Origin of the sequence: Streptococcus suis YS56 (assembly GCF_000440115.1) — a bacterium.
In the GTDB taxonomy this organism is placed as follows: domain Bacteria; phylum Bacillota; class Bacilli; order Lactobacillales; family Streptococcaceae; genus Streptococcus; species Streptococcus suis_L.
The window spans coordinates 1-13,511 of the sequence record NZ_ALMY01000087.1 but is presented as its reverse complement, the minus strand read 5'-3'; the positions used below and the strand labels follow the sequence as shown (position 1 = coordinate 13,511).

Below are 13,511 nucleotides of genomic sequence, written 5' to 3'. Positions count from 1 at the left end.
TATCACATGAAAAAATACCATTTATTAACTCTTCTTTTTGTTATTTTAGAAGGAATTATCGTCATCGGTGTAGGATAAAATCGAGTAAGAGCTACTCACCACCCCCTCTCACACCACCGTACATACCGTTCGGTAAACGGCGGTTCAACTAATTTTTAACGCATGTCGTTCTAGATAATAATCTAAGTAAGAAGCCAGTCCATGTTTAGCGAGGACTGGTTTTGATATGGCACATTTCAATACCGACTTCTGAGCCACTAATGGATAACGGTCACCCTATCCAGATACTTTATTCGCTATATACGCCTTATACTAAATTAGAATCAAATTTCACAAACCGTTCCGGCATAGCTACCAACAACTATTCATTACATTTTGCAAAGTACTGAAACTAGAAAATTTTTAGGTAGTTTATCATTAAATTTACATATCTGATATAAAAATTTCCAATTATACTCATTTTGATTTTATACTCAGTTAAAATCAAAAATAGCGGAAGTCCAGTCTCTATCTACAATTGATTTGAGTTGATAAGCGGTTAAGGTTTGAATAACCTCTTGAAGTTTATCGATTACCTCATTTAAGGTCCTAAATACTTTATTCTTGAAACCAAGTTTACGAATCTCAGTCCAGACTTGCTCAATAGGATTCATTTCAGGTGTGTAGGGTGGAATGAAGGTAAATTCAATATTCTTAGGGATATTTAAGGTCTGAGATTTATGCCAGATGGCATTATCCATGACTAAAACAATATAATCTTCTGGATAAGCTACCGATAGTTGGCGTAGAAATGCATTCATCCAATCACTATTACATCCGCCTGCTATGATGAAAAACGAGTCGCCTGTATGGGCATCCACAGCTCCATAACAATAGCGGTACTCACGAATATGATGACTTGCTACGTGAGGACGATAACCTTTAGGAGACCAACACGAGCCAAGTTTACTGATACGCCCAAAACCCGCCTCATCTTGAAACATAAGGCGGATTTTTTGATATTCTTTTCCATCAATAAAGCGCTTACTCGTTCTCTCCTCGAATAAAGATTTTATTTTTAGACGCTAAAATGGTTTCGGCGTCTGCTTTTTTCGGATGTTGGGGACGTGGGCTAACTTTACGCCAACCATGACGTTTCAGGAGAGCATAGAAACCTTCTCGAGTTGTCTTGTGCCCAACTCTCTCTTGATAAGCTTTAAAGAGGGTGTTAACAGTAACGAATTCTCCATTCAAAGAGGAAGAGAGATGCTCTTTAAGGAAAACTTCTTCCTCCTCATGCGTCATATACGAACGGCGGCGACCACCACGATTTTCCTTTAAGAGGGCTTCTAAGCCACCACTTAGATAGCGATTCAATAAGTTTCGGACTGTCTGATGGACAAAACCTACTGATTTAGCTACGGATGTTAAATTATGGCATTCAGAATAAAGAATGAGTGCCTGGATTTTTCTATGATGCGGAGCATTATTTTTATCTTTAAGTGCTTGCTTTAATTCTTCAACTTGTGTCTGGGTAAATTCTTTTGTCATAATACTATCATATCGCTATTTTTGATTTTTGTTAAGTATTAGGTCTCGACCTCACGATAGTCAGACTTGGGAGTCGCTATTGGGTTCATGGGCTGTGGGTGCCCACAGAGGACTTGCTCCTCCGATTTACGACATACCGATGTACTCAAAGTGCTTAGGAACTACAAAAGGCCGGGAAACCCAGCCTAGGAATAATCATTGATAAAATCTATAGCTTAACCCAATGCAAGCTTTTCAACTCAAGCAAGGGGGATGTTTCAGGATTAGTATCCGATTCAGAAATCCGTTTCAATCCTGGAATCATTGCATTGTACTGATAAATCCGGTATACTCCACCCCCTTCAAATAAATAGGTTCCATCCTGTAAGGGACGAAGAATGGCATCCGGGCCAATTTCAAAACCAATATTTCGGAAATTATCTACTAAACGAAAATTCTCCCCAGATAGCTGCGTGTAAAGATCAATGAGGATATAGTCACCAGATTTATTCAAGGCTATGAGCAATTCCTCTGTCCCATTTTGATCAATATCGTATAGGCTATAAAATGCTCCGCTGTATTCTTGGCCTTGACTCGTCAGTAAACTTAGATAACTACTAACCTCGTCCTGATTAATCGCTTCAGAAACCTGACCTAAATTGGCTTGGTAACGATCGATAACGGACTGGTACACAGTCGGTATCGCCTGAGTATTTGTAGAAGATGCTTCGGTTTGTGAGTCTGAACTAGATGTAGTCTCTGAGGAAGACTCTGAGGTAGATTGTTGGTCCGAACTAGTTGTAACTTGGCTCGATGAACTAGTATTGGAAGTTTCATCCTCCTTGGTCTGAATGGATTGACATGCTGCTAATAACACAACCGTGGATACCAACATTATACGACTAATAAACTTTTTCATAACTTCCTCCTACGCAATCTCTTTTATATTAGTATACCATCTTTAGAAAGGCTTGTAAACGCTCACCTTTTTTTCACACACCGTACGCATGTAAAATAGTCTCTCTTCAAACCGTTTTTTATCCGCTACCTCGCGATAGTCTAGCTTGGGAGTCGCTATTGGCTTTACCGTTAGCAGGTGCCCTTGGAGAACTTTCACCTCAGATGTACAACATGCTCGTCGTACACAGAAAAAGCCGAATGTTTCCATTCGACTTTCTTAATCTTTCTGTTCGAGAGCACGGAGCATTTGATCAATTTTGTTACCATACTCTATTGATTGATCTTTTTCAAAGACCAAATCAGGAATTTTATAAAGTGTCAACTTGCGACCAAGTTCCCTTTTAATTGTTCCTGTTGCTTTTTCCAAACCAGTTTGTGCTTTTTGATTGTCGGAAGCCAAGTCACTCATGATTGTGTAGTACACTTTGGCCATTGATAAATCACCAACCATCTGAACATCAGTGATGGTTACACCTTGCACACGGGGATCACGGACTTTCTTTTGCAAAATTTCATTGACTTCGCGCTTGATTTCCATCCCTACACGGTCTGTACGAAAATGGTTTGCCATATTTTTTCCTTTCTTATACTCATTTAAAATCAAAAATAGCTATCTCCCAATAAAAGTAGATGTAGATGGTTTCGATTTTGAATTTTTTCAAAAGAAAACAACATGCTTAAAATTAATGATTCGTAACTCGAACATAAATAGAACAGTTTTGCGTATTATAAATAATTTACGCTTGCTATTTTTGAACTTAACTGAGTATTACATGATAGAAAAGCTGAGTTTTCTCAGCTTGAAAAATCCTAGTAAGTTTGAAGGCTATTGCCTCAAACCTACTATCTTCTATAACAAATGGTCAGCTTCTCAAACGATTACTCTATAAGATAGTTCATTCTTGAGAAAAGATTATTTCTTAATTTCTTCCATGATGTAGGCTTCGATGGTATCATCTACACGGATGTCGTTGTAGTTTTCAATCATCAAACCACCTTCTTGGGCATTACCGACTTCTTTCACATCGTCCTTGTAACGCTTCAAGCTTGCCAATTTACCGTCGAAGATAACAACGCCATCACGGATGACACGGACACTTGAGTCACGGGTAACCTTACCACGTACGACCATAAATCCACCGATAGTACCAATTTTAGATACCTTGAAGGTTTCACGGATGACTGCTTCACCGATGATTTTTTCTTCAAACTCAGGATCCAACATTCCCTTCATGGCATCTTCCATCTCTTCAATTACCTTGTAGATGATACTGTGGAGACGTACTTCTACATCATCCGCTTCCGCTTGATTGCGTGCTTCGGCAGTTGGACGAACGTTGAAACCGATGACAAGCGCATTTGATGCTTCCGCAAGGGTGATGTCTGATTCGTTGATAGCACCAACTGCTGAGTGAACGATATTGACACGCACACCTTCCACTTCAATTTTCTGAAGGGATGAAGCAAGTGCTTCAACAGAACCTTGTACGTCAGCCTTGATAATCACATTAACTGACTTAACTTCACCTGCTTTAAGAGTGTCAAAGAGGTTTTCAAGGCTAACTCGTTGCGTTGCTTGACGTTGTTTAAGAAGGGCGCGTTTAGCACGCTCTTCACCAGCTGCACGCGCAGATTTCTCGTCTTCGTAGACTGCAAAATGGTCACCAGCCATTGGTGTTTCGTTCAAACCAGTGATCGAAATTGGAGTTGATGGACCAGCAACCTTGACACGACGACCAAGGTCATTTGTCATAGCACGAACACGACCGAAGGTATTCCCGACAACGATTGGGTCTTGCACATTGAGCGTACCTTGTTGAACAAGGAGGGTTGCCACGGCACCTTTTCCTTTATCCAAATGCGCTTCAATAACTGTACCAATCGCACGAACAGTTGGGTCGGCCTTCAGTTCTTGAATTTCAGCAACCAAAAGAACAGTTTCCAACAATTCATCAATGTTTTGGTTAAACTTAGCTGAGATTTCTACAAATTCAGATTCTCCACCCCAAGCAGTTGAGATAACACCGTGCTCAGCCAATTCACCGATGACACGCTCTGGGTTTGCACCTGGCTTGTCAATCTTGTTGATAGCTACAATGATTGGCACATTAGCTGCTTTTGAGTGGTTGATAGCCTCAATTGTTTGTGGCATGACACCATCATCTGCTGCAACGACTAGGATGGTCAAGTCGGTAACAGATGCACCACGTGCACGCATAGAAGTAAAGGCCGCGTGTCCTGGAGTATCCAAGAAGGTAATTTTCTTACCAGCTTCCTCAATTTGGTAGGCACCGATATGCTGTGTGATACCACCAGCTTCTCCAGTAGCAACACGAGAATTACGTAGGGTATCCAACAAGGTTGTTTTACCATGGTCAACGTGTCCCATGATAGTCACAACTGGTGGACGCTCTGTCATCTCTTCTTCATTGAGGTAACCCTCTTCAACGAAGAAACGCTCGATATCTGCATTGTCCACCTCTACTTTTTCTTTGGCTTCGATACCGTAATCAACCATGAGGAGTTCAATGGTATCGCCATCCAGAGATTGGTTCTGTGTTGCCATGACACCCATGAGGAAGAGTTTCTTGACGATCTCGGCAGGCTCACGCTTGATCCGTTTTGCAATTTCTGCGACGGTCATGCCAGCTGTGTATTCAAATTCAGTTGGCAATTCGTGGAACTTGCGTTCTGTGACAGGCTTGGCAGGTTGATTGTTCTTGCCACGTTTATTTTTCTTGTTGTTATTCCAGTTACTATTTCTTTGATTTCTCACTTGATTTTGACTATTTCGATTTCTTTGTTGTTTCCGTGGACCATCTTCTTCGTCACTGTTAAAGTCACGCTTTTTATCTGGTCGAGCTTGTTTCTTACGACGGGTATCTACAGCACTGTCAGCAACTTTCTCAGGTACCGCTGCGACTGGTGTTGGTTTAACAAATGGCTTGCTTTCAATCACCGGTTCTTCAAACTTGATTTCCTTCGGTTTTTTCGGTTGCTTTTTCGCTTCTTGTGCCTGACGGAATCGTTCTTCGCTAGTGCGAGCATATTCTGCATTTTGCTCAGCTTTTAGAGCTGCTGCACGTGCTTTGAAATCAATTTTCGGTGCTGCTGGTTTTGCAACCTCTTTTTGCTCAAAGCGTGCTGGTTGGCCTGAACGATTGTCTTGGCGACGGTGATCACGATTGTCACGACGGTCACCAAAACGATTGTCCTTGCGTTTATCTGAACCTTGCTCACGTCTATTATCGCGTCGGTCATTACGGTCATTATTTGGACGGTTTTGACCTTGTTGACGGTTATCACGACGGTCTTGATTTTGTTTGCCTTGACCACCTTTACCTTGTGCTCGTTTAGCAGCTTGCTCCTTGGCACGCGCTTCCCGTTCTGCCTTAAAGTTACGGCTCTGTGGACGATGTGGTGTTGCTGGTGCAACCACCTTTGCTTCTTCCTTAGGCGTTGGCGCAGGCGCGTCTTCTTTTACGACCTCAGCCTTGGTTGCTGCTGGCTTTTCTACCGGCTGAACTTTCGCTGTTGGTGTAGGCGCTTCTACTTTTTGGTTAAAGCTATCAACCAAGCGTTTAGCACCTGCTTCATCTACACTTGAAGCATGGCTTTTGACTTCAAAACCCAATTCTTGAGCCTTAGCAACAACTTCCTTACTGCTGACGCCTAATTCACGGGCTATTTCATTCAATCTCTTCTTAGACAATGCCTTGTCCTCCTGTTCTATTCCATAATAGACCTCATCTTCTTTGTAAATCCAGCGTCTGTCACTGCAAGGACTTTTCTGGCCTTGCCGACAGCTGCACTCAATTCCAGTGTTGAAAACACTGTTACAACTTCTACTTGATAGGTATGACTTTTATCTATTACTTTTTTACTTAAATTTCCAGCTGTATCGTTGGCTAAAAACACCAACTTTGCCTGCTTTTTTTGGATGGCTTCAACAACCAAGTCTTCGCCTGAAACCAAGCGACCTGCTCGTTGGGCCAAGCCCAATAAATTTAAGATTTTCTGTTTCTTATTCCAGTCCAAGCTCTCTCCTCTTGACCTTGTGATCAACATAGGCAATCAATTCATCATAGAACTCTGCAGCCACTTCCATACTAAAGGAACGATCGAAAACACGACGTTTTTTAGCCTGAGCAGCTTCCTCATTGTCCAATTTTATATAGGCGCCGCGACCGTTTGCCTTGCCAGTTGGATCGATAAATACTTGACCTTCTTTATTTTTTACAATACGGAGCAAATCCCGTTTGTCGATGATTTCACCGGACACCACAGACTTGCGCAAGGGTATTTTTCTAGCTTTTGCCATGGTTGCTCCTTTTGCCTTATTCTTGTTCTTCTGCGATTTCTTCTACAACTTCGTCCGTCGCATATTGAGCTGCCTCGATTGCTTCATACTCTGATGCAGACTTGATGTCGATGCGGAAGCCTGTCAAATGGGCTGCCAAACGAACGTTTTGACCACGGCGACCGATTGCTAATGACAATTTATCATCTGGCACAACGACTGTAGCGTGCTTGCCATCTTCTGTGTCAAACAAGACTTGGTCAACTTCAGCAGGTGCGAGAGCATTGTAGATAAATTCCGCTTCGTCAGCTACCCACTCGATAACATCAATATTTTCCTCAGTCGGAATCATACGGTCATTCTTAGCATCATAACGAGCTGGGTGGAATTTGCTCGTGATTTTCTTGATATTTGAACCACCACGACCAACGATCGTACCGATTGCATCCACGTTTGGATTGTGGCTACGAACAGCGACTTTCGTACGGTCACCCGCTTCACGAGCAACACTCATGATCTCAACAGTCCCATCATACACTTCAGGAATTTCCTGCTCCATGAGGCGTTTGATCATTTCTGGATGGCTACGGCTAACAAATACGTTAACTCCACGACCGTTGTCTTCTACCTTGTAGACATAGACTTCAATACGGTCATGTGACTGGAAAACTTCGCCAGGAATTTGATCCTGTTTTGACAATTGAGCTTCAATCGTACCAAGGTTGACATAGATAAAGCGATTATCAAACCGTTCAACAGTACCAGACATGATTTCATTTTCATGTTGCTTGTAGGTATTGAAGGTAATGGCACGCTTTTGCTTGCGCATTTTTTCCATAATGGTCTGCTTAGCTGATTGAGCAGCTACGCGGCCAAATTCTGCTGGATCTTCTTGGAATTTGATTTTATCTCCCATTTCATACGCAGTTGAGATGGCCAAGGCATCCTTAAGGCTGATTTCCAAACGGCTATCAAAGACCTCATCCACTACTTCACGGACAGTATATACATGGAAGTCAGCCTTCTTCTCATCAAACTCGATGACTGCTGACTCTGCTTGTCCATAACGGCGTTTATAAGCAGAGCGGAGTGATTCCGTCACTGCATCAATAATATCCGCCTTGTTGATACCCATGTCTTCCTCTAAAATGCGGAAGGCTTCTAGCATTTCTCTACTCATCTTCATTTCCTTTTGATATCAAAAGGTCCTTTCTTATACTTAAATTTTAACGGCTAAACGTGCCTTGGCTACAGTCGAATATGGAATGGTCACTTCCTTTTTACGGGTCTTGTCCATGTATTCCATGACTAAATCCGTTCCATCAAAGGACAGGAGAGTTCCTTCAAAAATCTTCACCTTGTCAATTGCCTGATAGAGCTTGACATGAATGTACTTCCCAACAGCCTGGGCAACTGCTTCTGCTGTCTTCAAGGGACGTTCCAAACCTGGACTGGTCACTTCAAGCATATACTGCTCTGGAAAGGGATCTGGCTGAATCGTATCCAAAAGCGGACTAATGATTTCGGATAAATCTGCCGTATCCTGAAGGGAAATCCCTCCTTCCTTATCAATAAAAATCGATAAGACATAGTCACCACCCATTTTGCCATATTCCACATCTACCAACTCATAAGGAGCTTGGATAGCTGGTGCAATGGTAGCCGTGACCAAATCAATAATTGATGACATAGGCACCTCCTTTTACAATTCTAACCTGTTACATTTTGCATACAGGGAAAGGGTTGACTGACGTCAACCCCCTTTTCTCTTTATTTCTATCCTGTATTTTACCACAATTCCCTAGAACTGTAAAGAAAAACGATAAGGGCAACTGCTAGTAAACGTTATCCATTTTTACAGTTGCATCTCTAAGATTACTTTGCTATACTATCATTGGAGGTCTATCATGAAAAAAGAAAGTATAGTATTCACCCTTTGCCTAGTGCTTCTCATCATAACTCTAGCTGTCTTTCTCTTTATTGACCCATTTATTGTATGACTTAGAAAGCCTTAGACCAATAGCCTACTTGCTCATCGGCTCAGCTATTGCCACTTGCATTGTCTATCTAATCCATTTTACTAAACAAAAATAAGGAGTCCATTGGGATTCCTTATTTGCTTATCTTATTAAAATCGTGCTTCCACGCGATAGATAACCTGACCCTTGTTTGAGAATTTCTCCTCATACTCTGTCATAACGTTACCTTCTAAACCATCTGCATGTAAATCCAACCAAACCTGCTTCAAGACCATGCCATATTGAGAAAAACTAGCCAGGCTATACTCAAACAGACCACGATTATCTGTTTTGAAGTGGATTTCTCCCTTCTCAGGTAGGATTTCCTTGTAGGTATCTAAGAATGACTTGTAGGTCAAACGGCGTTTCTCATGACGTTTCTTAGGCCATGGATCTGAAAAATTCAGATAAAGCTGATCTATCTCTGCCGGTGCAAAATAGTTGGTCAAACTCGAACCATCCACCTGCAATAATTTTATATTTGGCAAGCCAGCTTCAAGCACACGGTCCAAGGCATAGCTTAACACGGTCATCTGAATATCAATACCAATATAGTTAATATCTGGATTTTGCGCAGCCATACCAGTGACAAAGCGACCTTTACCAGAACCAACTTCTATGTGGATAGGATTATTGTTTCCAAAAATCTCTGCCCATTTCCCCTTACATTCCTCTGGATTGGAGATAACATACTGGGGATTGTTTGCTAGAAGCTCACTGGCTCCCTTACGATTTCTAACTCTCATACTTCCTTATAGAAACTCTGACGGAATTGCCGTAGAGCATAAATTTCTTTATTTGCAGCCAAAACATTGTAGCTTTCTACATGCTTAGCAATTTGGTTTAGGTAGCCAAGCTGGCCATACCAATAAACCTTATTTAATACTGTGCTGTTATATTTGTAGCCATAAGCCCGAAGCCACTCTTCCCATGACTGACGAGGAATATAATGCGTCAAAATATAGGCAACATCCAACATCCGATCCGTTACACAAGCGGTCTCCCAATCTGTCAAATACACCAAACCAGACGTCGTTTCTACCCAGTTACTATGATGCAAATCTCCGTGAACAAATGTTGCCACCTCTTGACGGAATCTTGGTAGATTATTCAATAAATCTTGGCAGATAGATTGCAGATAAGAATTCTGTCCCAATCTAGTTGGCGCCTCTTTTTGCCAACGATAAACCAAATCCTGAGGTTCCATATAGGTGTAATTCATCTGCAAAGCCTGATTGAGCAAAATGCGAGAATAGTGCATTCTCACCAGTATTTGACGAATCTGTTTACTAGTCATATCTTGACGCTCCAAGGTACGACCATTCAACCACTCCTGCTCTACACGATGCCCCATTCCTACTTCACGATTTGCTGACAAAACGGGTGGTGTAATTTGCTCACGCGCAAGAGCAGACACTATCGGAGGCATCTCATACTTCACAAAGACTGGCGTTCCGTCTGACCGTAGGCCTTTAAACGCTTTGCCACTATTTCCTGCAATAGACTGTAATTGTAGCCCACTGGTATCAAACTGCATGCCTTTCCTCCTTTAAAAATTCCTTACTATTTTACTAATTTTCGTCTATTTAGTCAATCAATTTTTTTATTTTTAGAGGCAAATATATTTCATGCAAGAAAATCCCCACGAGAAGTAAGACGACTACCATCGTATTCTCTTTAGAAAATAGCAGAGCAAAGCCCAATTCCACCAGTAATAGACTGTATAAAATCACTCTAAGCAAATTCTGAAGACCGATTTTCTTGGAAGCTTTCTCCAAAGGATACAGTTGTGTTACATATTGATAATCATAGTGCTTGTAAAGCCCCAACAACTGGAAGACAAGCAAATAATGAAAGACTAAAACTAGGCCGATGGATAACCACGATTCTTCGATGGCAAATAGGGACAAAATCGCCAACAACAGTAGACGTATCGTCAAGCCCAAGTAGTCTCCTGAACGCAAGAAAGCCCGTAAGTAGAGATAAAACCAAGTCTGTCTCGACTTGACAAGACGCAAGATTCCATTGAGATAGCTTCTCGGTTTAACAGTCGTGCTGATGCCTTTAACCGTCGTAAACAAGGCAAAGAAACGTAAAATAGACTGTTTCCTTTTTTGTTCATCTTGAATAGCCTTAGACCAGTCCAATACTCCCTGTGACTGATAAGCCACTAATTGGCGCTTGACAAGAAGACATTTTAAAACCAACAAAGCAAGAAGACCAGCTACAATCATCCACACCGGTAAACCCAGTTTCAAATAGATTGGTAACAAAACAAGCTGAACCACCACCTGTATAGAGGACCAAAACAAGACCGTGCGTCTGGCTGCAACCTCGAGTCCTTGCAGAATGTCTTTTTCCTTGGTCAATAAGAAGATTTGATCAGCTTCTTCTAAATAAGTCGCAATTCTTCCAGACAATAGCACCAGTAGACTGATTGCAATAACCACCAAAACAACCGGCAACGGATTCTCAGGGAATGACAACAATAATTGACGGTATTGCAAACTCAAAAAGCCTAATAAAACCATGAGAACCAAAACAAAATGGTCATTCAGAACATAGCGCAGATACTTGGAACAACGATTTAAAAAATCTAGTCGGCGTTGTTGAAACAATTCTTTCATCCAGCCACTCCTTCTTGCGTCAAGGCCAGATAAATTTCGTTCAGACTTGCACCATCCATACCAAATGCGCTTTGTAGTTCCTCCAAATTTCCAGTTGCACGGACCTGTCCCTGATGTAAAATCACAAAAGAGTCGCACATTTTCTCAGCTGAGTCAAGAACGTGAGTGGACATGAGAATGGAAGTGCCCTTAGATTTTTCTTCCTCCAAAAGAGCTATCAAGTCAGAGATAGCCACAGGGTCTAATCCCAGAAAAGGCTCATCAACAATCAGCAGACTCGGCTCCACCATAAAAGCACAAATAATCATGACCTTCTGCTTCATTCCCTTTGAAAAGTTGACAGGAAACCAGTCCAATTTTTCATCCAAGCGAAACAGTTTTAACAAGTGCTCAACACGTCCCCAAGCTTGCTCCCAGGATAAATCATAGGCCATTGCTACCACTTCCAAGTGCTCTTTGAGGGTTAGTTCTTCATACAAACTTGGTGTTTCAGGGATAAAACCAATCTTCTTCCGATAATTTTCAGCCCCTTGTAACAAAGTTAGGCCGTCAATTGCAATCTGTCCTTGATAAGGTGTCAAAAGACCGATAATTTCCTTAATAGTCGTTGATTTCCCTGCACCATTTAAACCAATTAGACCAACTAATTGACCATCCTCAACCGTAAAAGATACATCTTTCAAAACCGGGATATTGACATACCCTCCAGTTACATTTTTTACTTCTAACATACATTTCTTCCTACAATTTGATATAATTATTATAACAAAAATCCCAGAAAGAGGTTGCCATTATGTCGGATTGTATTTTTTGCAAAATTATATCTGGAGAAATACCAGCTTCAAAAGTCTACGAAGATGACCAAGTATTAGCCTTTTTAGACATCACTCAGGTCACAAAAGGACACACATTGGTCGTCCCTAAAAAACACTACCGAAACGTGCTTGACATGGATGAAGAAGCTGCAGCCACACTCTTTTCTGTTGTGCCAACCATCACTCGTCAGTTAAAAGAAAAACTTGGAGCTAGTGGTCTAAACATCGTTAATAACAACGAGGAGGTCGCTGGACAAACCGTCTTTCATACACACATCCATCTCTTACCACGCTTTAACAATCAAGATGGATTGAACATTCAATTTAAAGCCAACGACCCTGACTTCCCAGCCCTGGCTCAACTGGCACAAGAGCTCTATCTAGGAGAATAATATGAAACTTCGTAATATCATTTTAGCCGTAAGCGCCGCTACCGCCAGCTTCCTTGCAGTCACGCATCGGGATAAAATTGCTAAAGAAGTACAGGAAACCAAACAACTTCTATCAGATATTCAATTGAGCAAGGACAATATTCAGGAACAGCTTGCCATTATCCAAAGTTTTCAAGAACCCTTACAGGAAATGGCTTCTGACTTACAATATAAGACTCGAGTCTATCAGCAAAGCATTGCAGGAAACTTGGAAGAAATCCAACAGATTCTCAAAAAATACCAGAATTAGAACAGCACGAGGCTGGGCAAAAAGCCCAGCGCCACTTCTTAGAGTTCGAGTCAACATCTCAGCGCAGTGGTTGATTGGGTTTAACAGTCCAGTGGACTGTTAAAGGTTGGAGATAAGATTTGCGAAGCAAATCTCAGCAATTCGTGTTTTGCACTCCAAATCTGACCATTACGACTGTTGCGAACAAAGTTCGCTTCATCTCCAACCTCCAAAGGTTCCCCGAACCTTTGGAGCTATGCGGGGGTGGGAGTGAAACAGTCTGGGGATAGACTGTTTCAGCTCAACAACTAGAAATAAAGACTTGTTGACGAACTCTTTTTAGACCAGTCGACTTCTTTCCCACTCCCATTTCCAAACATCATCATTTAGTTTCTCTTTTATTACTTCAACGTAAGAGGAAACTCTGTTTCCTTATTTCCAACTTCAAACACTCCACTGGATTGTTTGAACTCGCCTTGCCTAACTTCAGTTATGCTCAGTTATCCCTGCAGCTCATCGCCTCGTACTAAGAGCAAACTAAAAGCCTATAAAAATATAAAAAATTGAAGAAGTTTGCAAAAGATATCAAGTCATTAAACTCTTAGAAACATTGATCTTTCGT

13 protein-coding genes and 3 pseudogenes are annotated in these 13,511 nt (G+C 41.5%); 2 read left to right on the top strand and 14 right to left on the bottom strand.

Features of this window, described 5'->3' with window-relative positions:
- Positions 1-144 precede the first annotated feature (144 nt).
- The 14 genes and pseudogenes from SST62_RS1000000112485 to SST62_RS0111090 form a co-directional block, all read right to left on the bottom strand.
- Positions 145-303: pseudogene (locus tag SST62_RS1000000112485) on the bottom strand (group II intron reverse transcriptase/maturase); the annotation flags it as partial.
- A gap of 170 nt (positions 304-473) precedes the next feature.
- Positions 474-1,530 (bottom strand): IS630 family transposase gene (locus tag SST62_RS1000000112480; protein WP_416332982.1). Its coding sequence is split into 2 segments (ribosomal slippage): positions 474-1,064 and positions 1,066-1,530, totalling 1,056 coding nucleotides; the frame shifts between segments, so codons are not numbered across the junction.
- Between the two features lie 208 nt (positions 1,531-1,738).
- Positions 1,739-2,428 carry a hypothetical protein gene (locus tag SST62_RS0111150; protein ID WP_024401261.1) on the bottom strand — a complete coding sequence of 230 codons (690 nt, stop codon included), beginning with the start codon at positions 2,426-2,428 and terminating at the stop codon, positions 1,739-1,741.
- Between the two features lie 258 nt (positions 2,429-2,686).
- Positions 2,687-3,040: a 30S ribosome-binding factor RbfA gene (gene rbfA, locus SST62_RS0111140; protein WP_024391503.1), complete on the bottom strand. Its 354-nt coding sequence runs from the start codon at positions 3,038-3,040 to the stop codon at positions 2,687-2,689.
- Between the two features lie 342 nt (positions 3,041-3,382).
- A pseudogene (gene infB / locus SST62_RS0111135) lies at positions 3,383-5,368 on the bottom strand (translation initiation factor IF-2); the annotation flags it as partial.
- A gap of 98 nt (positions 5,369-5,466) precedes the next feature.
- Positions 5,467-6,181 (bottom strand): annotated as a pseudogene (locus SST62_RS1000000113105) (translation initiation factor IF-2 N-terminal domain-containing protein); the annotation flags it as partial.
- 17 nt (positions 6,182-6,198) lie between these two features.
- Positions 6,199-6,537 carry a YlxQ-related RNA-binding protein gene (locus tag SST62_RS0111130; protein ID WP_050571908.1) on the bottom strand — a complete coding sequence of 113 codons (339 nt, stop codon included), beginning with the start codon at positions 6,535-6,537 and terminating at the stop codon, positions 6,199-6,201.
- Positions 6,494-6,790, bottom strand: a complete 297-nt coding sequence (gene rnpM / locus SST62_RS0111125; RefSeq protein ID WP_029187395.1) for an RNase P modulator RnpM — start codon at positions 6,788-6,790, stop codon at positions 6,494-6,496. Before rnpM ends, SST62_RS0111130 begins: the two co-directional genes overlap by 44 nt.
- 16 nt (positions 6,791-6,806) lie before the next feature.
- The gene (nusA, locus tag SST62_RS0111120) at positions 6,807-7,949 is read right to left on the bottom strand and encodes a transcription termination factor NusA (protein ID WP_029187394.1); all 1,143 of its coding nucleotides are present in this window, start codon (positions 7,947-7,949) and stop codon (positions 6,807-6,809) included.
- 39 nt (positions 7,950-7,988) lie between these two features.
- Positions 7,989-8,459, bottom strand: coding sequence for a ribosome maturation factor RimP (gene rimP, locus SST62_RS0111115; protein ID WP_029187393.1), 471 nt, complete (start codon positions 8,457-8,459; stop codon positions 7,989-7,991).
- 438 nt (positions 8,460-8,897) lie between these two features.
- Entirely contained in the window at positions 8,898-9,533 is a 636-nt protein-coding gene (trmB, locus tag SST62_RS0111105; RefSeq protein ID WP_002942362.1) for a tRNA (guanosine(46)-N7)-methyltransferase TrmB, read from the bottom strand.
- The gene (gene ccrZ, locus SST62_RS0111100; protein ID WP_002942360.1) at positions 9,530-10,324 is read right to left on the bottom strand and encodes a cell cycle regulator CcrZ; all 795 of its coding nucleotides are present in this window, start codon (positions 10,322-10,324) and stop codon (positions 9,530-9,532) included. Before ccrZ ends, trmB begins: the two co-directional genes overlap by 4 nt.
- A gap of 49 nt (positions 10,325-10,373) precedes the next feature.
- On the bottom strand, positions 10,374-11,414 hold the full coding sequence (locus SST62_RS0111095) for an ABC transporter permease (protein ID WP_029187392.1): 1,041 nt from the start codon (positions 11,412-11,414) through the stop codon (positions 10,374-10,376).
- Entirely contained in the window at positions 11,411-12,145 is a 735-nt protein-coding gene (locus SST62_RS0111090; RefSeq protein WP_002942356.1) for an ABC transporter ATP-binding protein, read from the bottom strand. The genes SST62_RS0111095 and SST62_RS0111090 overlap by 4 nt, the downstream gene beginning before the upstream one ends.
- 62 nt (positions 12,146-12,207) lie before the next feature.
- Here SST62_RS0111090 and SST62_RS0111085 point away from each other — a divergent pair, with 62 nt between their 5' ends.
- Positions 12,208-12,621 carry an HIT family protein gene (locus SST62_RS0111085; protein WP_029187391.1) on the top strand — a complete coding sequence of 138 codons (414 nt, stop codon included), beginning with the start codon at positions 12,208-12,210 and terminating at the stop codon, positions 12,619-12,621.
- A gap of 1 nt (position 12,622) precedes the next feature.
- Positions 12,623-12,910 carry a hypothetical protein gene (locus SST62_RS0111080; RefSeq protein WP_029942773.1) on the top strand — a complete coding sequence of 96 codons (288 nt, stop codon included), beginning with the start codon at positions 12,623-12,625 and terminating at the stop codon, positions 12,908-12,910.
- Positions 12,911-13,511: the final 601 nt, after the last annotated feature.